At 65.5% G+C, this 23,616-nt stretch carries 9 protein-coding genes; 5 read left to right on the top strand and 4 right to left on the bottom strand.

All coding sequences use genetic code 11. The features are described from left to right. Positions 1–55 precede the first annotated feature (55 nt). Positions 56–1,441, top strand: coding sequence for an MFS transporter (locus RFA01S_RS19230; RefSeq protein ID WP_032407337.1), 1,386 nt, complete (start codon positions 56–58; stop codon positions 1,439–1,441). A 17-nt stretch (positions 1,442–1,458) separates the two neighbouring features. On the opposite strand, the gene RFA01S_RS19225 is transcribed toward RFA01S_RS19230, so the two are convergent. The 3 genes from RFA01S_RS19225 to rpoB all read right to left on the bottom strand — a co-directional run bounded on the left by RFA01S_RS19225 (position 1,459) and on the right by rpoB (position 9,578). After that, positions 1,459–1,848, bottom strand: coding sequence for a VOC family protein (locus RFA01S_RS19225; RefSeq protein ID WP_045840689.1), 390 nt, complete (start codon positions 1,846–1,848; stop codon positions 1,459–1,461). 167 nt (positions 1,849–2,015) lie between these two features. Then, positions 2,016–5,972 carry a DNA-directed RNA polymerase subunit beta' gene (locus tag RFA01S_RS19220; protein ID WP_027498213.1) on the bottom strand — a complete coding sequence of 1,319 codons (3,957 nt, stop codon included), beginning with the start codon at positions 5,970–5,972 and terminating at the stop codon, positions 2,016–2,018. A gap of 99 nt (positions 5,973–6,071) precedes the next feature. Next, positions 6,072–9,578 (bottom strand): DNA-directed RNA polymerase subunit beta, encoded by a 3,507-nt coding sequence (gene rpoB / locus RFA01S_RS19215; protein ID WP_032365281.1) that lies wholly within the window; start codon positions 9,576–9,578, stop codon positions 6,072–6,074. 900 nt (positions 9,579–10,478) lie between these two features. Between rpoB and RFA01S_RS19205 the strand changes: the two genes are divergently transcribed. From RFA01S_RS19205 to RFA01S_RS19190, 4 genes are read left to right on the top strand one after another with little or no spacing between them, the layout of a single operon-like run. Continuing rightward, the gene (locus RFA01S_RS19205; RefSeq protein ID WP_072692142.1) at positions 10,479–16,901 is read left to right on the top strand and encodes a type I polyketide synthase; all 6,423 of its coding nucleotides are present in this window, start codon (positions 10,479–10,481) and stop codon (positions 16,899–16,901) included. Then, positions 16,898–18,274: an aminotransferase class I/II-fold pyridoxal phosphate-dependent enzyme gene (locus tag RFA01S_RS19200; protein WP_032407339.1), complete on the top strand. Its 1,377-nt coding sequence runs from the start codon at positions 16,898–16,900 to the stop codon at positions 18,272–18,274. Before RFA01S_RS19205 ends, RFA01S_RS19200 begins: the two co-directional genes overlap by 4 nt. Further along, complete coding sequence (locus RFA01S_RS19195; protein ID WP_072692141.1) at positions 18,271–20,427, top strand: MMPL family transporter; 2,157 nt, start codon at positions 18,271–18,273, stop codon at positions 20,425–20,427. Before RFA01S_RS19200 ends, RFA01S_RS19195 begins: the two co-directional genes overlap by 4 nt. Continuing rightward, entirely contained in the window at positions 20,417–21,031 is a 615-nt protein-coding gene (locus RFA01S_RS19190; RefSeq protein WP_032386234.1) for a GNAT family N-acetyltransferase, read from the top strand. Before RFA01S_RS19195 ends, RFA01S_RS19190 begins: the two co-directional genes overlap by 11 nt. Here the strand turns inward: RFA01S_RS19190 and RFA01S_RS19185 are convergent. Further along, entirely contained in the window at positions 21,028–23,598 is a 2,571-nt protein-coding gene (locus RFA01S_RS19185; RefSeq protein WP_032407468.1) for an aminotransferase class III-fold pyridoxal phosphate-dependent enzyme, read from the bottom strand. The two genes, RFA01S_RS19190 and RFA01S_RS19185, sit on opposite strands and share 4 nt — an antisense overlap. Positions 23,599–23,616 lie beyond the last annotated feature (18 nt).

Here is a 23,616-nt window from a genome sequence, read left to right as displayed (position 1 = left end):
CAACCGACACGACGAGTTGATCTCAAGTGCACTCGAGATCCTAGCCTTAAACACCATGCACTCCCCCACCCAATCCACGACCGGAACCTGGCGACAGCTGCTCGGCGCTCGCTACCTCGGCACCGCTACCGTTCTCGCCGGCGGCGTCGCGCTGTACGCCACGAACGTCTACCTGACGACCAGCCTGCTCCCCACGGCCATCGACGAGATCGGCGGCCAGCGCTACTACGCCTGGACTGCAACGGTTTTCCTAGTTGCGTCCGTCATCTCGTCGATGCTGGTCAGCAAAGTTCTGGCCGCCCGCGGACCTCGCGGTGCCTACCTGATCGGCCTGACGGTCTTCGCTCTCGGCACCGTCGTGTGTGCCGTCAGCCCCACGATGGAACTCTTACTGGTGGGGCGCACAATTCAGGGCGCAGGAGGTGGCCTACTGGCCGGACTCGGCTACGCCGTCATCAATGCCGCACTGCCGCAACATCTCTGGACGCGAGGTGCGGCTCTGGTCTCGGCCATGTGGGGTGTGGGAACGTTCGCCGGACCGGCCGTCGGCGGCATCTTCGCGCAATTCGGAGCCTGGCGAATGGCCTTCGGTGTGCTCGTTCTCGCAGCTCTGGCCATGGCTGCCCTCGTCCCGCGAGCACTGCCCGCCCACACCGCTGAGGCCACCGAACCCAGCCCGGTACCGACACTGTCGCTGACCCTGCTCACCACGGCTGCCTTGCTGGTGAGCATCGCCGGTGTGGTCTCCAACCTCGCGATCACCGCGGCAATGGTCCTGGGAGGAGTACTGCTGCTGATCGCCTTCGTGGCCGCCGACCGTCGCGCAGCGCACGGCGTACTCCCCCCGTCGACCTTCGGCGCGTCCGCGCTGAAATGGATATACCTGACCATCGTCGTCCTCGCCGTCGCGTCCACGGTGGAGACCTTCATCCCACTGTTCGGCCAACGTCTCGCCGGATTGGCACCGCTGGCCGCCGGATTCCTCGGAGCCGCACTGGCGCTCGGGTGGACCCTCGGCGAGATACCGAGCGCATCGGCCACCGCTCCACGCGTCGTGCGACGCATCGTCATCGCAGGCCCGATCCTCGTCGCCGCCGGATTGTGCATCGTGGCAACGTGTCTCGCCGACCAAGCAGGTCCCGGTTCCATCACCACGTGGGTAGTGGGTCTGCTCGTCGCGGGCGTCGGAATCGGAATCGCGTGGCCACACTTGGCCGTCGGTGCCATGACCTCCGTTGCCGAACCCGGCGAAGGCGCACGAGCCTCAGCCGCCATCAACACTGTTCAGCTGATCGCCAACGCCTTCGGAGCAGCTCTGGCGGGTGTCCTGGTGAACCTCGGGGAACCGTCGACGCTGCGATCGGCGCAGTTGCTGCTGTTCACCTTTGCGGCGCTGGCATTCGTCAGTGTTGCAGCGGCGGCGCGATCGCAGCGCGCGTAGGTCGTCGGCTGCCCGGATCAGGTCTGGACGACCCAGATCGAATTGCCGTCGGGATCTCGCAAGGCGAACATCGGCGGCACGCCGTCCACCTCTTCCATGAAGTCGTCGAGATCGACGCCGCCGAGAGCGCTGAGCCGCTTGTGCTCGGCCGCGACGTCAGCTGTCTCGACACCGATGGACCCGCCACCGGGCGTACCTCCCATCGGCGGGTTGAGGGCGAGCCGCGCCGTCGAACCCGGCGGGGCCACTTCCAACCACCGGTATTCACTCTCGGGACCGAAGCGCAGATCACCGCGAATCTCGAACCCGAGAACGCGGGAGTAGAAATCGAGGGCTGCGTCCTGATCGGCGACGGTGAACATGGCCACGCCGATGTTCACGATGGTGCTGGGTGTTTGCTCGGTCATACCGGTACCGACCCGAGTGCCGCGGCAAACTCACCGCGCCCCCTCCACATAGAACAAAGCCCCGCACCGACCGAAGTCGATGCGGGGCTTTGTTGGTCACGCCCTGTCGTCGTGAGTGGAAACTCGTAGTGGGCTACGAAGTTCCGTGCACGTGCGACGGAGTCGCTCTAGCGGTATTCGTTGGAGAAACCGTAGTCGTCGAGCGGCACTGCAGCACCGGTTCCCTGGCCGAAGCCGTCCGGGCTGTAGTACTGATCGTCGTACGACGGCACCGCGTATGCCGCGGCACGTGCCTCTTCGGTCGGCTGCACCGTGATGTTCCGGTACCGGTTGATGCCGGTACCAGCCGGGATGAGCTTACCGATGATGACGTTCTCCTTGAGACCTATGAGCTTGTCGCTACGGCAGTTGATCGCCGCGTCGGTGAGCACACGAGTGGTCTCCTGGAAGGACGCTGCCGACAGCCACGAATCGGTGGCCAGCGACGCCTTGGTGATACCCATCAGGACCGGACGTCCGGCTGCGGGCTCGCCACCCTCGGAGACCACGCGACGGTTGCTCGACTCGAATTCGCTGCGCTCGGTGAGTGAACCGGGCAGGAATTCGGTGGAGCCGCTGTCGATGATCGTCACGCGACGGAGCATCTGGCGCACGATGGTCTCGATGTGCTTGTCGTGAATCGACACACCCTGCGACCTGTACACCTCCTGGACCTCGTTGACCAAGTGGATCTGAACCTGGCGAGGACCCATCACGCGCAGCACCTCGTGCGGATCGGCAGCACCTTCCATGAGCTGCTGGCCGACCTCGACGTGGTCACCGTCCGCCAGAAGGCGCTCGGTGCCGTCGTCATGCTTGAAGACGCGCAGACGCTGACGCTTGGAGAGCTTGTCGTAGACAACCTCTTCGCCGCCGTCGTCCGGGACGATGGTGATCTTGTAGAAACGATCGCCGTCCTCGAGCTGGATGCGTCCCGACACGTCCGCGATCGGAGCCTTGCCCTTCGGCACACGTGCCTCGAACAGCTCCTGCACGCGAGGCAGACCACCGGTGATGTCATCTCCGGCGACACCACCCTGGTGGAAGGTACGCATGGTCAGCTGGGTTCCGGGCTCACCGATGGACTGTGCGGCAACGATACCGACGGCCTCACCGATGTCGACCAGCTTGCCGGTGGCCATCGAACGGCCGTAGCAGGTGGCGCAGACGCCGGTTCCGGTGGTGCAGGTCAGCACCGAGCGAACCTTGACCGACGTGATGCCCGCAGCGAGCAGCGCGTCGATGGCCGGGTCACCGAGATCGTGTCCACGAGCGACGATGACCGTGCCGTTCTCGTCGACAGCGTCGTTCGCCAAGGTGCGGGCGTACGTGCTGGTCTCGACGTGAGCGTCGCGGATCATCTTGCCGTCGGCGGTCTTCTCGGCGATCGTCGTGACGATGCCGCGCTCGGTGCCACAGTCGGTTTCCCGAACGATGACATCCTGCGAGACGTCGACCAGACGACGCGTCAGGTAGCCCGAGTCGGCGGTACGAAGCGCCGTATCGGCCAGACCCTTACGAGCACCGTGCGTGTTGATGAAGTACTCGAGGACCGTCAGGCCTTCCTTGAAGGAAGACTTGATCGGACGCGGGATGAACTCACCCTTCGGGTTCGTCACCAAGCCCTTCATGCCGGCGAGCGAGCGAACCTGAGTCATGTTTCCGGCTGCGCCGGACTTCACGATCATCGGGATCGGGTTGTCGTCGGGGAAGTGGGCCTCCATGGCCTTACCGACCTGCTCGGTCGCGTCCTGCCAGATCTTGACCAGTGCGGAGTTGCGCTCGACCTTGTCGAGTGCGCCACGCTGGTACTTCTTCTCGATCTGATCGGCCTGAGCCTCGAAGGTCTCCATGATCTGCGGCTTCTCCGGCGGCACGAGGACGTCGGAGATCGAGATGGTGACACCCGAACGCGTGGCCCAGTAGAAGCCTGCGTCCTTGAGCTTGTCGACGGTCTGCGCGACGACGATCATCGGGTAACGCTCGGCGAGATCGTTGATGATGGTCGACTGACGCTTCTTCGGCATCTGCTCGTTGACGAACGGGTAGTCCGCCGGAAGCAGCTCGTTGAAGAGCACGCGTCCCAGAGTGGTCTCCGCGGTCCATGCATCGCCGCGGTTCCAGCCCTCGGGGAACAGCTCGTTCTCGATGTCACGCGGCGGGCGCTGCGTGGTGAGACGAACCCGAATCTGCGACTGCACCGTCAGCGATCCACGATCGACGGCCATCTGAGCCTCGGCCGGGGAGGAGTACGCCCCGAACTCGGCCTGATCGGTCGATGCGTCGACGCGCTCGCCGACAGCACCGGCATCGAGACGTGTCAGGTGGTACAGACCCGTCACCATGTCCAGACGCGGCATGGCGAGCGGACGGCCCGATGCCGGCGAGAGGATGTTGTTCGACGACAGCATCAGCACGCGTGCCTCGGCCTGAGCCTCGGCGGACAGCGGGAGGTGGACAGCCATCTGGTCACCGTCGAAGTCGGCGTTGAACGCCTCACACACGAGCGGGTGCAGCTGGATGGCCTTGCCTTCGACGAGCTGCGGCTCGAACGCCTGGATGCCCAACCGGTGCAGGGTGGGTGCACGGTTCAGCAGCACGGGGTGCTCGGCGATGACCTCTTCGAGAACGTCCCACACCTGCGGACGCTGACGCTCGACCATGCGCTTGGCCGACTTGATGTTCTGCGCGTGGTTCAGATCCACCAGACGCTTCATCACGAACGGCTTGAACAGCTCGAGTGCCATCAGCTTCGGCAGACCACACTGGTGCAGCTTGAGCTGCGGGCCGACGACGATGACCGAACGGCCCGAGTAGTCGACGCGCTTGCCGAGGAGGTTCTGACGGAATCGTCCCTGCTTGCCCTTGAGCAAGTCGGAGAGCGACTTCAGCGGGCGGTTACCCGGTCCGGTGACCGGACGTCCACGACGGCCGTTGTCGAAGAGGGCGTCGACCGACTCCTGCAGCATCCGCTTCTCGTTGTTGACGATGATCTCGGGAGCACCGAGATCGATCAGACGCTTGAGGCGGTTGTTGCGGTTGATGACGCGGCGGTACAGGTCGTTGAGGTCGGACGTCGCGAAACGGCCACCGTCGAGCTGCACCATCGGACGAAGCTCCGGCGGGATGACCGGGACAGCGTCGAGAACCATGCCCATCGGCGAGTTACGGCCGGCCTGGAACGCAGCGACGACCTTCAGACGCTTGAGCGCGCGCAGCTTCTTCTGCCCCTTGCCACTGCGGATGGTCTCGCGAAGAGATTCCGCCTCGGCATCGATGTCGAAGGTCTGCATGAGCTTCTGGATCGACTCGGCACCCATGGCACCGGTGAAGTACTCGCCGTACCGGTCGATGAGCTCGCGGTAGATGAGCTCGTCGACAATGAGCTGCTTGGGGGCAAGTTTGGTAAACGTGGTCCAGATCTCTTCGAGACGATCGAGCTCACGCTGCGCGCGGTCACGGAGCTGACGCATCTCGCGCTCGCCGCCGTCCTTGACCTTGCGGCGCACGTCGGACTTGGCACCCTCGGCTTCGAGCTCGGCGATGTCGGCTTCGAGCTTCTGCGCACGAGCCTCGAGATCGGCGTCGCGCTGATCTGCGACGGCCTTCTTCTCGACCTCCATCTCGGCCTCGAGCGTCGAGAGCTCGTTGTGACGGAGCTCGTCGTCGACCGTGGTGATGACGTATGCAGCGAAGTAGATGATCTTCTCGAGATCCTTCGGAGCCAGGTCGAGCAGGTAGCCCAGACGCGACGGCACACCCTTGAAGTACCAGATGTGCGTGACCGGAGCGGCCAGTTCGATGTGGCCCATGCGCTCACGACGCACCTTGGCGCGAGTGACCTCGACGCCACAACGCTCACAGATGATGCCCTTGAAGCGGACGCGCTTGTACTTGCCGCAGTAGCACTCCCAGTCCCGAGTGGGGCCGAAGATCTTCTCGCAGAAGAGGCCGTCCTTCTCGGGCTTGAGCGTGCGGTAGTTGATGGTCTCCGGCTTCTTGACCTCGCCGTAGGACCACTGACGGATGTCGTCCGCAGTGGCAAGGCCAATGCGAAGTTCATCGAAGAAGTTGACGTCGAGCACGTAACTTCCTTTCCCCGTTATGGGTGTTGTGATACCGAATCAAAAACAAGAAATATCGCCCGGTGGGCCTGCATCGCTGCAGGCCACCGGACCACAGAACTACTGTGCGAGGTCGTCGACCGTGGCAGCTTCGTTGCGGGAGAGGTTGATTCCCAGGTTGGCTGCGGCACGCTCGAGGTCTTCGTCGTCACCGTCGGCCATCGTGATGGCAGCGCCGTCCGAGGACAGCACCTCCACGTTGAGGCACAGCGACTGGAGCTCCTTGAGGAGCACCTTGAAGGACTCGGGGATACCGGGCTCGGGAATGTTCTCGCCCTTGACGATCGCCTCGTACACCTTCACACGGCCGACAACGTCGTCCGACTTGATGGTGAGAAGCTCCTGCAGCGTGTACGCGGCACCGTAGGCCTGCATGGCCCAGCACTCCATCTCACCGAAGCGCTGTCCACCGAACTGGGCCTTACCACCGAGGGGCTGCTGCGTGATCATCGAGTACGGCCCGGTCGAACGAGCGTGGATCTTGTCGTCGACCAAGTGGTGCAGCTTGATGATGTACATGTAGCCCACCGACACCGGGTACGGGAACGGCTCGCCGGAGCGGCCGTCGAACAACGTGGCCTTTCCGTCGGATCCGACCATCTGCTCGCCGTCGCGGTTGGGAATTGTGCTCTCCAGCAGGCCGGCGAGCTGATTCTCCTTGGCACCGTCGAACACCGGGGTGGCGATGTTGCTGTCGGCCGGAGCCGCCAGCATCTCCTCGGGCAGACGCTCGGCCCAATCGGGCTTGCTGCCGTCCGCGGCGATCTGCACGTTCCAACCGGTCTTGCCGATCCAACCCAGGTGGGTTTCGAGGACCTGACCGATGTTCATACGACGCGGAACACCGTGGGTGTTGAGGATGATGTCGATCGGGGTGCCGTCGGGCAGGAACGGCATGTCCTCCTGCGGGAGGATCTTGCCGATGACGCCCTTGTTGCCGTGGCGGCCGGCGAGCTTGTCGCCGTCCTGGATCTTGCGCTTCTGAGCCACGTAGACGCGGACCAGCTCGTTCACGCCGGGAGGCAGATCGTCGTCGTCGTCGCGCGAGAAGACGCGGATGCCGATGACCTTTCCGTTCTCGCCGTGCGGAACCTTGAGCGAGGTGTCGCGAACTTCGCGAGCCTTCTCACCGAAGATGGCGCGCAGCAGGCGCTCTTCGGGGGTCAGCTCGGTCTCGCCCTTCGGCGTGACCTTTCCGACCAGCACGTCGCCGTCACGAACCTCGGCACCGATACGGATGATGCCGCGCTCGTCGAGGTCTGCGAGGACCTCGTCGGAGACGTTCGGGATGTCGCGAGTGATCTCTTCGGCACCGAGCTTGGTGTCGCGAGCATCGATCTCGTGCTCCTCGATGTGGATCGAGGTGAGAACGTCCTCTTCCACGAGGCGCTGCGACAGGATGATCGCGTCCTCGTAGTTGTGGCCCTCCCACGGCATGATCGCCAGCAGCAGGTTCTTGCCGAGTGCCATCTCACCGTTCTCGGTGCAGGGGCCGTCGGCGAGGACCTGGCCGGACTCGACGCGCTGTCCCTCGTCCACGATCGGACGCTGGTTGGCGCAGGTGCCCTGGTTGGAGCGCGCGAACTTGCGCATCCGGTAGGTCTTGCGCGATCCGTCGTCGGCCATGACCGTGACGTAGTCGGCGGAGACCTCTTCGACGACACCGGTCTTCTCGGTGATGACGACGTCACCGGCGTCGACAGCGGCACGCAGCTCCATGCCGGTACCGACGATCGGAGCCTCGCTGCGGACCAGCGGGACAGCCTGACGCTGCATGTTCGCGCCCATCAGGGCACGGTTGGCATCGTCGTGCTCGAGGAACGGAATCATCGCGGTAGCGACCGACACCATCTGACGAGGCGAGACGTCCATGTAATCGATGTCGTCGGACGAGACGAACTCGACCTCTCCACCCTTACGACGGACGAGAATCTTGTCCTCGATGAAGTGACCCGAATCGTCGACCGGGGAGTTCGCCTGCGCGAGCGTGTGGCGATCCTCCTCGTCGGCGGTCAGGTAGTCGACCTCGTCGGTGACCTTGCCGTCGACGACCTTGCGGTACGGGGTCTCGATGAAGCCGAACGGGTTGACGCGTGCGTACACCGAGAGCGAACCGATCAGGCCGATGTTCGGGCCTTCCGGGGTCTCGATGGGGCACATGCGGCCGTAGTGCGAGGGGTGCACGTCGCGGACCTCGAGGCCGGCGCGCTCACGAGAGAGACCGCCGGGTCCCAGTGCCGACAGGCGACGCTTGTGCGTCAGACCCGACAGCGGGTTGTTCTGGTCCATGAACTGCGAGAGCTGGGAGGTTCCGAAGAACTCCTTGATCGCAGCGACGACGGGACGGATGTTGATCAGGGTCTGCGGCGTGATCGCCTCGACGTCCTGAGTCGTCATACGTTCGCGCACGACGCGCTCCATGCGGGACAGGCCCACGCGGATCTGGTTCTGGATGAGCTCGCCAACGGTGCGCAGACGACGGTTGCCGAAGTGGTCGATGTCGTCGACCTCGACCGGAACCTCGACGCCGTCGGGTGCGGTCATCGAGGTCTCACCTGCGTGCAGACGCACGAGGTACTCGATGGTCGCGACGATGTCTTCCTCGGTGAGGGTCGACGCCACGATGGGCTGACCCGAGTTGAGGCCGAGCTTCTTGTTGATCTTGTAGCGACCCACGCGAGCGAGGTCGTAGCGCTTGTCCTTGAAGAACAGGTTCTCCAGCAGGGTCTGCGCCGACTCCTTGGTCGGCGGCTCGCCCGGACGCAGCTTGCGGTAGATGTCGAGGAGAGCCTCGTCGGTACCGGCGGTGTTGTCCTTCTCCAGCGTGGCCATGAGGATCTCGGAGAAGCCGAAGCGCTCCGTGATCTGCTCGGTGGACCAGCCGAGAGCCTTCAGCAGCACCGTGACGGGCTGACGACGCTTGCGGTCGATACGGACACCGACGGTGTCGCGCTTGTCGACGTCGAACTCGAGCCAAGCACCGCGGCCGGGGATGACCTTGACGCTGTGCAGGTCCTTCTCGGTGGTCTTGTCGATCGAGTGATCGAAGTAGACGCCCGGAGAACGCACCAGCTGCGAGACGACGACGCGCTCGGTGCCGTTGATGATGAAGGTGCCCTTGTCGGTCATCATCGGGAAATCACCCATGAAGACCGTCTGGCTCTTGATCTCGCCGGTGTTGTTGTTGATGAACTCGGCGGTGACGAACAGCGGAGCCGCGTACGTCATGTCCTTGTCCTTGCACTCATCGGTCGAGGCCTTGACCTCGTCGAATCGTGGGTCGGAGAAGGAGAGCGACATCGAGCCCGAGAAGTCCTCGATCGGAGAGAGCTCGGTCAGGATGTCCTCGAGTCCGCCGGAGACACCGCTGTCTCCACGGGCGGCGGCACGGTCGCGCCAACTCTGCGCACCTACCAGCCACTCGAACGAGTCCGTCTGTACATCGAGGAGACCGGGTACCTCCAACGGCTCGCGAATGTTCGCGAACGAAACCCTCCTCGGGGCTCCCGGTGTTCCGACAACTGCCTTGGTCTGGCTAGAGACTGCCAAGATGCGTCCTTCCAGCACCTCACGCGGGTCGCGCCGTTCTGTCAACCGAAACGACATGGCGACCGCCGCTGTATCTGTTTGCTATATGTGGGGCGAATTTCGGCTGGTCGCAACCAGACCGAATCCCCATCACAGCGGCCCGAAAACGTGCTTTCGGGTAACAGCGATCGAGAGGTGGACAGGAGGCAGCCAGCGCAACGTCCAAAGATACCCCAAATGTGCGCAAGGCGCAACGGGGGCATCAAAAGTAACACCCGAGGTCCGTTCTCGCACCGAGTCGAGGAAAGCGTGTCGCCACGCCGCCTCGAACAGGTGTGCGCCCGATACCGCAAGGGGGTGCTCCTGACGACAAGAGTGAACCTTGCGCCTCCCTTCGTCAAGAGGTCCGCGAGAAACCGACGCATCGACCCGGCCCGAGGCGACCGTTGTGACGACTGGCACAGACGCGAGTCTGCCGGTCCTCCCGACCGACACGGAAGCTGATCACCCCTGCAGTTCACTCCAGCCGTTCGCTTCAGCCGTTGATCCCGCCGATCGCGGCGACCCGGACGAATCGCTACCGAGGGATCTGCTGATCGACATTCGTTGGATCGGGGCTCCGGCGACTGCGACCCGAGCCCAGTTGCGGACCGCGATTCCCGCGTGAGCTGTCAGATCCTTCGCGACAATCACGAAAGATATTGGTGGAACACGCATTTCATTTGCAACGACAACGGTCGAGTCGTGATCGACCATGCAGACCGACCCGATCGACGCAACCCCTCGGTTGCTATGGAAATCCGGCCCGCGGTCTGATTGTATTCACTTTGTCGCAACGGGGGTCGTCGACGAGGGGGTTCGATTCGTCGACGCGCGTCTTTTCTTTTGCGCAACAAACGCATTCGCACAACATAACTCTTTGTCTCTCGGGGGGACAGCATGGTCGCGGTGGCAGTGGTCGGAATCGGATGCAGATTCCCAGGCGGGGTACACGATGGCCCCAGCTTCTGGAAGTTCATGCTCGACAAGGGCGACGGCATCGTCGACGTACCAGCGGATCGGTGGAACGCCGATCGCTTCTACGACCCCAATCCCGACGCGCCGGGGCGCGCCTACACCCGACGCGGCGGATTCCTGACCCAGTCGCTGTGGGACTTCGACCCCGAATTCTTCGGAATGTCGCCTCGCGAGGCCTCGGTGACCGACCCTCAGCAACGTCTCCTACTCGAAGTCGCCTGGGAAGCGCTCGACGACGCCGGGCACGCAGGCCGGGTCAGCGGGCAACCGATCGGAGTGTTCGTCGGCGGATTCACCAACGATTCGGCCGGGCTGCGCGCATCCAGTTCCGCACGCGCCCAGATCAATTCGCACAGCGCCACCAGTTCCTCGCATACGTTGCTCTCCAACCGCATCTCGTTCGCGCTCGATCTCGTCGGACCGTCCATGACGATCGACACCGCATGCTCGTCGTCCCTCGTCGCCGTCCACCAGGCCGTCCGCGCACTCGAGCGCGGCGAATGCACCATGGCCCTGGTCGGCGGAGCCAATGCGATGTTCCGCCCCGAAACGTTCGTCTCGATGTGCAAGGGCAGGTTTCTCTCGTTCGACGGCCGATCGAAGTCCTTCGACGCCGCCGCCGACGGATACGGCCGCGGCGAAGGCGCGGGCATGGTGCTGCTCCGCCCCCTGGCGGATGCGATCGCGGACGGGGACCGGATCTATTCGGTGATTCGAGGTTCCGGCGTGAACCAGGACGGGCGCACCATCGCCATTCCCGTCCCCAATCCCGTCTCGCAACATGCACTCGCCACCCGAGTGTGCGCGGAAGCAGGTATCGAACCCGGACGGGTCGGCTACGTCGAAGCGCACGGCACGGGAACCGCGGTGGGAGACCCACTCGAACTCGAGGCGATCGGCGGAGCTTACGGCGTGGTCGACGGACGCGAAAGCCCGCTGGTGGTCGGGTCCATCAAAGCCGCGATCGGGCATACCGAAGCGGCCGCGGGCATCGCCGGCCTCATCAAATCGGCGCTGACGCTGCACCACCGGACCATCGTGCCGCAGGCGTGGCTGCACACGCTCAATCCGGCAATCCCGTTCGACGAGCTGAACATTCGCATTCCGGTGACCGCGGAACCCTTCTCCGATGCAGACCCGTACGTGGCCATCAACGGCTTCGGATACGGCGGTACCAACGCACACGTCGTGATGTCTGCGGCACCGGCCCAGCTCGACGCGCCGGCCACCGGACCTGCGAACGACACCGTCGAACTTCGGCTGTTCCCCGTCTCCGGACGGACCGACACGGCCGCACGTGCGTCCGCCGCGGCATTCGGAACCACGGTGCAGGATCTGATCGATTCCGGCCGCGCGGACGAACTACCTGCGCTCACCTCGGCCGCGTGGTCGCGTCGAGCCCACCACCCCGTCCGGGCCGCACTCCCCTACACCGATGCCGACGACTTGCTCGGCGCCCTGGTCTCGTTCGCGGGCGGCAGTGGGTCGACCGCCCACACCGTCGTCGGCCACAGCGCGGCACCGGTGTTCGTCTTCAGCGGCATGGGCCCGCAGTGGTGGGCCATGGCCCGCGAACTGCTGCTCGCGGACGGCGAATTCGCCCGTGTCGCACGGCTCGTCGATGCTGCGTTCGTCGACATCGCCGGTTGGTCGATCATCGAGGAACTGACCCGGGACGAGGACGTATCCCGGGTCACCGATACCTCGATCGCGCAACCGGCGAACTTCCTCGTCCAGGTCGCTCTCGTCGCCGAGCTCGGCTCCCTCGGGATAGCACCGACCACGGTCGTCGGACACAGCGTCGGCGAGGTCAGCGCCGCCTACATCAGCGGAGCACTGAGCCTGCACGACGCCCTGCTCGTCAGCTACCACCGCGCCCGATTGCAGGCCACCACAGCAGGCTCCGGCGGCATGCTGGCCGTCGGGTTGTCCGAGAACGATGCCATGGCCCGGATCCAGGAGCACGGCGTGTCCGCGGAGATCTCGGTGGCCGCGATCAACAGCCCGACCGCGGTCACGTTGGCAGGCGACACGACAGTCTTGGCAGCGTTCGCCGAGACACTCACCGGCAGCGGAGTTTTTGCCAAGATGCTGCACGTCGAGGTGCCGTACCACAGCCACCTCATGGATCCCATTCTGGCGCAGATCGATTCGGCCCTGCACACCATCGATGCACAGGTCCCTGGCCTCGCGCTGTACTCGACGGTCACGGCAGAACGCGTCACCGGCGCAGAATGGAACTCGAGCTACTGGTGCGACAACGTTCGACGCCCGGTGCGTTTCGCCGACACGATGGCCGCTCTCGTCGCCGACGGCCACCGCGTCTTCCTCGAAGTCGGCCCCCATCCGGTGCTCTCGGGCAACATCAGGGAAATCCTGATCCGAGCCGGCGAGACCGGAACGTCGATCGGAACGTTGGTCCGTGGGGCGGACGACCGATCGAGCCTGACGGCCGCAATCCAGGGTCTGTACGCGAGCGGCTCCTTCGACGGCTCTGCAGCCGTATCGCCGCACGTGGAGCTGCCCGCATACCCGTGGCAACGCACACGCTGCTGGTCCGAGCCCGAATCCTCGATTCTCGACAGGTTCGGTGCCCCCGACACCTACCCCCTGCTCGGCGAACGTTCGGACGAGGCCGGTTCCCACTGGAGCGTCGAACTGGCCGTTGCCCAACTTCCGTGGCTACGCGACCACGTCGTCGACGGTCTCGTGCTGCTACCCGGTACCGCATACCTCGACGCCGCACTGAGCGCCGCGGCCGCGCGGACCGGACATCCCGAGGCCGCAGCCGAGAACGTGGAGTTCGTCGCCCCGCTGGTGATCGACGCCGACGACGTTCCCGTTCTGCAGATCTCGGTGGAGGACTCGACGAGAAGATTCGTGCTGCGCTCGCGGTCGGCGGCCGACACCCAATGGACCGTCAACGCCACGGGCCGCCTCGTGGAGGGGCGATTCGACGCCCCGTTCGTCGCCGCTGAGATCTCCGACGCCGCCGTCGAGATCACCGGAGACGCGCTGTATCCGCTGCTCGCCGCGGCCGGGTTGCACTACGGACCGGCCTTCCAGGGCATCGTCTCCGCCCGAATCGACACCGACACAGTCGTCGCCGTCATCGACGCCGGCCGTCACTCCGGCTCCCGTCACCTGGTGCATCCCGCGGTACTGGACACCGCGCTGCAATGCGTCGCTGCACTGGCCGGCACAGCCGCACTGGCTGGAACAGCGCTGGGTTCGTCGGCTGCCGCCGGGGACCGCAGCGGCGCAGTGGTTCCGGCCACCATCGCGTCCGTCCGCAGGTACGGACCGGTTCCCGACCATGCCGTCGTCGTGGTGCGGCGCACGGGAACCGACCCGATGCGAGCCGACATCACCGTGACCGACGACGAGGGCCGGGCCGCGGTCGCGTTGGGCGGCGTCGAGTTCAAACCGATTGCGCCGCCGCAGTCGCTGCACACCGAACTGGACCGGTTGTTCTACGAACCGGTGTGGGAATTGCGGGACAACCGCGATGCTCCGATGCCCGCAGCCGACACAGATCGCGACTTCGCTCTGGTCGTCGTGCTGGGCGACGCCGCAGCCGACAGCCGAGCACACACGCGCGCCGAGGCCATCGCCCGTGCCCGCCGAACATCGGTGGTGTTGGCGCAGAACACCTTCGACGCCACCGACCTGACCAGAATCCTGCGTACCGGTCTCGAGGCCGACGGTGTCGACCGCGCCACCGTCGTCGCCGTCGCCGGCGAGTTCGCAGACCCGGCGTCGGCCGTGCACGCCCTGACCACCATCGCACGCACCGTGCAGAACGCGCTGTACGGCGACTCGAACGGGCCGGCGTCCGAGCCGGGGTCCGTCACCGCGGTGATCGTGACCGAGAAGGCCTTCTGCATGCCGGGCGATCCCGCCGGCGCGCACCTGACCCACTCCGGCCTCGTCGGTGCCCGACGGTCACTGCGCAACGAACAATCCCCTGCCGCGTGGCGTCTGGTGGACACCGAAGCCGACACCGACGTCGAGCAGGTGGTGACCGAGACGATCGCGTTCGGACCCTACGCAGGCGACGATGCCGACGAGGTGGCTCTGCGCCAGGGTTCTCGATGGGCGGTGAGGCTGCGCAGCAATTTGCGTGACCACCTGGCGCTACGGGATACACCCGCCCCGCTACTGGACCGGGAGGCATCCTTCGCGATCGAGGCTCCGGCATCGAAGATGTTGTCCGATATCGCTTTTCGCGCGACAGAGCGCATGGAGCCCGGCCCCGGCCAGATCGAGGTTCAGGTCCGCGCAATCGACATCAACTACAAGGATCCGCTCAAGGTCATGGGAGTGCTGACCGAGCGCGAACTCGCGGGTACCTACTTCGGCACGACACTCGGGCTCGGCGGACTCGGTGTCGTGACTCGCGTCGGACCGGATGTGGACGGCATCGCACCGGGCGATCACATCGGTTTGTGCTCACGAAACATCATGGCGCGCTTCGTCACCCTCGACGCCGACGAAGGGGGCTCGGCGAAGGTACCGTCCGACTGGGAGTTCGGGTGGTGCTCGTCGATCCTGCCGCTGATGTGCGCGCGATTCGGCCTACTCGATCTCGCCCGAGTTCGACCCGGCGAGACCGTCCTGATCCACGGTGCCGCGGGCGGATTGGGATTGGCCGCAATCCAGGTCGCCCGCGGACTCGGAGCAGTGGTGATCGCGACCGCAGGCACCGAGGAGCGGCGGGCAGTCGCAACCGAGGCCGGCGCTCACCACGTGCTCGCGTCCAGATCACTGAACTTCGCCGACGACATTCGTGTGCTGACCGACGGACGAGGCGTCGACGTCGTCTACAACTCCTCGCCGGGTGAGATCATGGCCCAGAACCTGCATGTGGCAGCAGAATTCGGCCGCATCGTCGAGCTGGGGAAAGCCGACATCTACTTCGGCGGCGTACTGGACCTCGCCCCGTTCGATCGCAATCTCACCTTCTTCGCCGTCGACATGGACCGAATGTTCGAGTTCAAGCCGGCTCTGGCGCGGCAGGTCACCGAGGCCGTCATCGCGGGGTTGGTGGACCGCACGTACACACCACTGCCGTACACGACGTACCCACTCGCTCGCGTCGCCGACGCGTTCGACGCTGTCGTGCGCTCCACTCACACCGGCCGCGTCGTACTGTCCTTCGACGACGACATGCCCTCGGTCCGGCCCGAGGTCCCGACCGTACGCATCGATCCCACGGCCGCCTACATCGTCACCGGCGGATTCGGCGCGTTCGGAATGGCGATCGCGCGCTGGCTCGTCGCCGAGGGCGCACGACACCTCGTACTCGTCGGGCGCAGCGGAGCAACCACCGAGACCGCCATCGCGGGAGTCGCCGCGTTCGAGGCAGCCGGAGTACGAGTGGTCGCCGAACGCGTGGACATCTCGCACTACGACGCAGTGGCCGAACTGATCGGACGCACCGTCGCCGACGCCCCGCTCGGCGGGGTGTTCCACACCGCCGGGGTGGTGGACAACCTGCCGGTTGCGAACATCACCGAACAGTCCGTTCGAGAAGTGTTCGCGCCCAAAGTAACCGGCGCACTGAATCTCGATCGCGCACTCGACGTCGCCGGAATCGATCCTGCGATCTTCGTCCTGTTCTCCTCGATGAGCAGCCTCAGCGGTGGCACCCCGCAGGTGTCCTATTCCGCCGCGAACTCCGTGCTCGATGCACTCGCCTGGTCCCGGCGTGCCCGCGGTAAGTCGGCATTGACGGTCAGTTGGGGCGCGATGAGCGGAGGAGGCATGGCGGAAACTGCCGAGGAGGTGGTGCGATACCTCGACATGCTCGGCTTCCGCAATGTCGACATGGACGCAGCAGCCCGCTATCTGGGCGAATGCCTGACGCTGGACCTTCCGCACGTGGCCGTCGTCGGAATCGACTGGGAACAATGGGGTATCGCCAACCCCGCGTCCGCGCACATCCCACGCTTCGCAGCGCACATCGCCGCAGCGAGCACCGGCGGGTCGGGCGTCACCGCACTGCACGCCGAAATACTCGCGCTGCCCGAGGACCAACGCGCGGACGTGCTGACGTTCGTTCTGGCCGAGCAGCTCGCTGCCGTCATGGGCATCGATCCGGATGCAGTCGACACCTCGACACCGTTACCGGAACTGGGCCTCGACTCACTGATGGCAGTCGAATTCGCCGCTCGGGTCGGCAAATCCGTGGGTCTCGAAATGTCGGTGCTCGAGTTCGGGCGTGGTCAAGGCCTTGCCGCGATCGGAGCGAAACTCGCTGCGAGCATCACCAGGAATGCCGCCGCGGGTAACGCCGCATCCACCGTGCCCCCGTCCGCACCTCTGGAAGCGGTCGCACCATGAGCGTCGATTCACGAGAGATCGCTCGCAGGCTGCTCGCCCGCGGCGGGTACTCCACGGTGAACGTGGACACCGGCCCCGAGTCGATCGGCCGTGGACCCACAGCCGCCGAACCTGCCGTCGCCGGGCACGGTAAGGGGCAGCGAAGCGGGTCTCTGGCCGACCATCCCGACGTCGCGGCGACCACCGCGCAATTCGACGGAGTCGACCGGATGTTCGCGGAACTCGGTGTGCCCAACCCGCTGTACCTGCCGCACGACGGCACGGCCGGAGCAACCATCCGACAGCTCGACTGCGACATGATCAATTTCGGCAGCTTCAACTACCTGGGCCTGAGCTCGGACCGGCGCGTGATGGACGCAGCCAAGGACGCGATCGATCGTTACGGAACCTCGGTGTCCGGCAGCCGCATCGTGAGCGGTCAGATTCCGCTCTACGAGGAGTTCGAGTCGGCGCTCGCCCGCACCTACGACGTCGACGACACGGTGATCACCGCAAGCGGGTACCTCACCAACGCCGCCGCGGTCGGCTATCTGCTGGGCAAAGGTGACCTGGCAGTGTGCGACACCCTGGTCCACAGCAGCATCGTCTCGGGAACCGAATGGGCAGGGTGTCGACGAGTGTTGTTCCGTCACAACGACCCCGATGCGCTCGAGGCGATACTGAAGATGTCGCGCGGCAGTTTCGCACGCGCAATGGTGATTCTCGAAAGCCACTACAGCATGGACGGCGACGTCGCCCTACTCCCCGAGTTGATCGCCGTGGCCCGGCGTTACGACTGCGCCGTGATGGTCGACGAAGCACACGCGTTCGGCGTACTGGGTCAGCGCGGCCTCGGCATCCGCGAACTCTACGACCTGCCCGGCGACGCCGTCGACGTGTGGATGGGAACCATGTCCAAGGCCCTCGGCAGCGTCGGCGGGTTCCTGGCCGGCTCCCGCGAGCTGATCCGCGGATTCAAGTACTCCGCACCGGGATTGAGCATGTTCACCGCCGGACCCGCGCCGTCCGCAGTGGCAGCGGCGAATATGGCGCTGAACGTGCTCACCGCCGAACCGCACCGTGTCGAACGCCTGCGCGAGAACGGCCGCTATGCGTTCACCCGCGCACGCTCTCACGGGTTCGACACCGGGACCGCCGAGGGCACGTCCATTCTGCCGATCGTCATCGGCGACACCCAACGAACCGTACTGGCCTGCGTCGCACTGTTGCACCAGGGCATCAACGTCAACGCCATCACCTATCCCTCGGTACCGGTGGGCCAGGAACGGCTCCGGTTCTTCCTCTCGAGCGAACACACGCACGCACAGATCGACGCCGCGTTGACCGCACTGGCGTCCTTCGTCGACGGCGTCGGCGCCCCGGGTGCGTCGTGACCACCGGCACCGGCCCGGTCGACTTCGTCGTCGAACGTGCGCGGTGGGTACTGGTCACCGTGGTCGCGCTCGTGCTGGCCGCGGGTGCGTGGGGCATCGGTGTCGTCGACGAACTGAGCCTGGGCGGGTACACCGACCCGGCCAGTGAATCGGCCGAAGTAGACGCGTTGGTCGAATCGCGTTTCGGCCGAAAGGTTCCCGACGTCGCGGTGGTCTACACCCCGACGGACGGACGCTCGATCGACGACATCGGCGACACCGTTCTCGGTCGCCTCGACGACATCGACGACGGACTGCTCGCCCGCACTCCCATCACCTACTGGACCGTGCCCGACGCGTTCGCGTCGGGTCTGCGATCGTTCGACGGCCGGTCCGCACTCGCGGTCCTGACGCTGACCGGCGACGAGGACCGACGCGTCAAGACCTACCGGGACCTGCGCGCGGAGTTGACGATCGACGGCGCGACCGTGCAGTTCGGCGGCTTCTCGGCCATCGCCGACGCCTACAACGAGCAGGCGCGAGCGGATCTGGTGCGGGCCGAGACCATCACGTTCCCGATTCTGCTCGTCCTGCTGCTGTTGATCTTCGGCGGACTCGTCGCTGCTGCAACGCCGTTGGTCATCGGCGGCATGAGCGTCGTGGCGTCGCTCGCCGTACTGCGTGCACTGAACGAGGTCACCGAAGTATCGGTGTTCGCCACCAATATCGCCTCGCTCGTCGGACTCGGGATGGCCGTCGACTACAGCCTGTTCGTCATCACGCGTTTCCGCGAGGAACTACGCGACGGCCGAGACCCGGCAGATGCGGTGCGCCGCACGATGTTCACCGCGGGCCGCACCGTGGCGTTCTCGGCCCTGTTGCTCGTATGTGGGTTCGTGGGCATGCTGATCTTCCCGCAGTCGATGATTCGATCTCTGGGCTTCGGCGGCATGGCCGCGGTGGCCGTTGCTGCCGTCATCTCACTGACCGCGCTGCCCGCAGCGCTCGCGATCCTCGGACACCGTATCGACTCGTGGAGTTGGCGCACAGGCGCGATCGACCGAGGCGACGCCCGCGCCCAACGGTTCTGGGGCACGGTCGCAGACCGCGTCATCCGCAGGCCGGTCCTCGTCGTCGTAGCCATTGTCGCGATACTTGCACTGCTCAGTGCGCCGATTCTCGGTGCCCGGTTGGGCGATCTCGACCACACGGGCCTCCCCTCCGACGCGTCCGCGAAAATCGCCACCGAGAAGCTGTTCACCGAATTCCCGCTCGCGAACACCGGTGTCACCGTCCTCGTCGAATCCGACACCGACTCCCCACCGAGTCCCGCAGCGGTCGCCGAAGTGACCAGAGCGGTCGACGGGTCGCTCGGTGTCGTTGCAGCAGTCCCCGGCGGAACCGTGGACAACCTGACCGTCGTCGACGCCATCATGAGCTCACCCGATCGCACGGCAGGTGCCCTGGAGACACTGGACTCCATCCGGTCGATCCCGGCCCCGACCGGGACGACACTCCGCGTGGGCGGCGGCACCGCGCAGAGCCAGGACGGCATGGACGCCATCTACGCGACGCTTCCGTGGATGCTGACCATCATGGTTCTCGCCACGTTCGTGATGACGACGGTGGCGTTCCGCTCGATCGTGCTCAGCGTCAAGGCAATTGCGATGGCATCGATAAGCCTCGGTGCCACCTTCGGAGTGCTCACCTGGATCTTCGTCGACGGCCACGGTGCCGAGTGGATCGGCGTCACCCCGGGGCCGTTGCAGTCGACGATGAGCATCCTCATCATGGCCGTGGTGTTCGGCCTGTCGACCGACTACGAGATCTTCCTGCTCTCCCGCATCGTCGAAGCACACGATTCAGGAGCCACCACCCGGGACGCCGTCCGCATCGGTGCCGCCCACACCGGACGCGTCGTCACGGCCGCCGCGCTACTGCTCATCACCGTCACCGCATTCTTCTCGCTGTCCGAACTCACCATGATGCGGCTCGTGGGTATCGGCATCATCGTCGGTCTCGTCATCGACGCCACTATCGTGCGCATGATGCTGGTGCCCGCGCTCGTCGCGTCGATGGGCAACGCCAACTGGTGGCTGCGCCCCACCCCTGAGCGACCGCAGGCCACACCACGTCCGCACTCGCCCGCAGAGGAGACCAGCCGTGCCCATTGAGATCCGAACGGCCACCACAGCAGACATCGCCGAAATGTCCGCGATGATGGCACGCGCCTTCCAGGACGACGACCCGGTCAGTGAATACTTCTTCCCGGACGCGTCCAGCCGCCCGAGCAAACAGCGGCGCATGATGGCCGCACTGATCCGCCACCGCTACATTCCCGCAGGTGGGGCCGACCTCGCCGTCGAGAACGGCCGCATCGTCGGAGTGTCACTGTGGCATCCACACGACGCGCCCGCGACACCGCGGTGGCGACAGCTGGTGTCCGGTCCACATCTGTTGTGGGCCATGGGTTCCGGCACCCGGGCCGGCATCGAGATGGATCGGCTCCTGACCGAGAACTCCCCCGCCCCCGACGCTGTGCTGTGGGTCTATCTCGGCGTAGAACCGTCCACGCACCGATCCGGGGTCGGTGCTGCGCTGTCGGCCCACGTGCAGGCGCGCACCGATCGCGAGGGCCGACCTCTGTACGGAATCTGCAAGGAGGGCAACCTCGGATTCTGGACGGCGATGGGCTTTGTGCCATGGGGAACCGCCCGCATCGGCGCGGCGGGACCGGAGGTCCACCTGCTCTCGCGACCTCCGGCCCCGGTCACCTAGTGAGCGTCCTGACGCCACCGGGTGGCCTCGGCGAGCGTGAAGCCGTGAACGTCGGCCAGCGCACCCAACCGTTCGACATTCTCACCGTCCAGAGTGGTCCCGATGCTGCGGAGCGCGAATTCGCCCGACAACGCGATGAGCATCGTCTCGGCCATGCACGCGTACGTCAGCCCCGGAGCCAACCCGTACGTCAAACCGAAATCCGAGCCCGACGGCACCCGCACGATCCCGCCGTCGAACACCGTCACGTCCGGCCGTTCACCGCGGACGTCCCGGCCGATGTTCGGTGGCTGCGCCACGTCGCAGACGATGGCACCCTGCATCAGGTCCGTCGGATCGATCAACGACTGCGGAGCCGACGTCGCCGCGATGACGATCAACGAATCCCGCACAGCAGCAACAGGATCGGTGAAGAATTCGATGTGACGCGAACGGATCAGATCGTCGAGATCGCCGTCGACCTCGGCGGCAGCCACCGCCAGGTCACCCGAACCCGCACCGGCACTCGCCACCATCTCCTGCGCCGCAGCCCACAACTTCGGCGCGATCACCGAGTTCTCGCCGCGCCTGCCCACCAACGCGATACTGCCGACCTCACCGGCCAATTGCTTGCCGATGGTCCGTCCGATCGCCCCACCCGCACCGAGAATCGTCACCCGAGCGCGAGCGACATCGATACCCCTTTCCTGGCATACACGTCGGACGGCCCGCAGACTCGCGGCCGCGGTGAAGGTGTTGCCCGTCGTGATCGGCCGAGATGTCGCACCGAGACCCAGCCCGTTTCCGGTGATTACCGACGAATACCCGCCGAGTCCGACCACGGTCGCCCCGCGCGAGATCGCGAGTTCGACGGCTCCGCCCACCACTGCCAGCGCACGATCGGTCGGCAGCTGCAGCAACTGCTGGGAGGTGTACGGCAGCCCGATCAGGTCGCCGTGCGCAGTTGCGTCTCCGAATCCGGACACCCGCCCGCTGCCGATGACGAACGAGGCCGGATCGAGCTCGGACGTCGACGCGGCGAATCGCTCCAGCAAGTCCTGTCTCTCGGCATTGTCGAACACCTCGAGCGCAGGATCGAACGCAGCGAAGAAGCCGAGATCGAGAGGATGGGCGATGAAGGCAAAGCGTCGATCGCCCGGCCGTACCGCGATGTCGGGAGTACGGCCAGGACGCAATGCCGTGAGCGCCGCGGGAGTGGCGACAGTCGGACGCCCGAGCAGATGTCCGAACAATCCGTCCATGTCCCCTTCGGCCGCGTAGCCGAGCGCGCGATCGAGGGCAGCGACCAGACGCGAGCATGCCGACGACGAGACCGTCAACGGTGGTTCGATACGAATCACCCTGTTGCCGAACAGAGTCGGAGCCACGCGAATGCCCTCGACGTTGAGCAGATACGAGCAGATCACCGCGGACAGGTTGTGCTGATCCGCGATCGAACCGAGCAGCGACTGCCGTCCGACGAAGTTCACATCCGCGGTGAGTTCGATGCCCAGCAGTAATCCGCGACCACGTACCTCGGTGACCACTGAGGGGTACTTCTCGGCCAGGCCGGCCAGATCGTTCTTCAGCTGTCGTCCGAGCGCGGCAGCTCCGGTGACCACCGCGCAGTCGTCTCGGGTCAACTCCTCGAGCACGGCCAGGCCGACCCGTGCGGCCAACGCGTTGCCCGCGAACGTCGACGTGTGGCGAAGCGCGAAACTCTCCCCCACCAGCTCCGGGCGGCACAGCACCGCGCCCACCGGCACGATCCCGCCGCCGAGCGCTTTCGCGAGAGTCAGAATGTCGGGAACCACGCCCTCGTGCTCGGCTGCGAACATCCGGCCGGTCCGGCCGAGTCCCGTCTGCACCTCGTCGAGCGCGAGCAACACACCGTGGCGGTTGCAGATCTCCTGGACCTGCCGCAAGTAACCGTCGGGCGGGCACACCACGCCGCCCTCACCCTGAATCGGCTCGACGAGGAACACCGCATAGTGATCCGGCGCAGCCGCCAGAGCCGCGTCGAGTGCCTCTGCATCGCCGAACGCGATGTGGTCGAATCCCGATACCGGGGCCCCGAATCCACTCTGGTACTTGATATTTCCTGTCGCCGACAGCGCCCCCAGCGTCTTGCCGTGAAAACTGTTCCCGGTCGTCAGCACCCCGAGGCGGCCGGTATGGGCCCGCGCGATCTTCAGCGCCACCTCGGTCGCTTCGGTGCCACTGTTGACGAACGTCGTACGCGTCAATCCCTCGGGTGCGATTCTCCCCAGACGATCGGCCAGTTCACCTGCGGCGGTGAGCACCGAGGGCTGCACGAAGATGGGCTCGCCGCTGCACCGAACATCGTTGATGGCCTGCCAGATGGGCGTCGGCCCGTGCCCGAACGGCAGCGCCCCGTAGGCACCCGCGAAGTCCAGATACCGACGGCCCGCAGAATCGAACAGCACGGTGCCGTCGCCGCGGACGTACTCGCGATCGAGATTCAGCGCAGTCAGCAGTCGGTACAACTCGGGATTGACGCTGCCCGCAAATCCCGAGCGACCCGACCGCTCGGGTACTACAGATACATCGATTGTCGTGTCAGTCATGACCAGCATGCTCCGTTT

This window comes from Rhodococcoides fascians NBRC 12155 = LMG 3623, assembly GCF_001894785.1.
GTDB lineage: Bacteria > Actinomycetota > Actinomycetes > Mycobacteriales > Mycobacteriaceae > Rhodococcoides > Rhodococcoides fascians.
The sequence above is the reverse complement of the archived record's forward strand: the minus strand, read 5'-3'. Positions and strand labels throughout refer to the sequence as shown.

Bases quoted from the DNA above. Each gene is read 5' to 3' on its own strand.
- RFA01S_RS19230 (WP_032407337.1), top strand. From the start codon at position 56: ATGCACTCCCCCACCCAATCCACGACCGGAACCTGGCGACAGCTGCTC.
- RFA01S_RS19225 (WP_045840689.1), bottom strand. From the start codon at position 1,848: ATGACCGAGCAAACACCCAGCACCATCGTGAACATCGGCGTGGCCATG.
- RFA01S_RS19205 (WP_072692142.1), top strand. From the start codon at position 10,479: ATGGTCGCGGTGGCAGTGGTCGGAATCGGATGCAGATTCCCAGGCGGG.
- RFA01S_RS19200 (WP_032407339.1), top strand. From the start codon at position 16,898: ATGAGCGTCGATTCACGAGAGATCGCTCGCAGGCTGCTCGCCCGCGGC.
- RFA01S_RS19185 (WP_032407468.1), bottom strand. From the start codon at position 23,598: ATGACTGACACGACAATCGATGTATCTGTAGTACCCGAGCGGTCGGGT.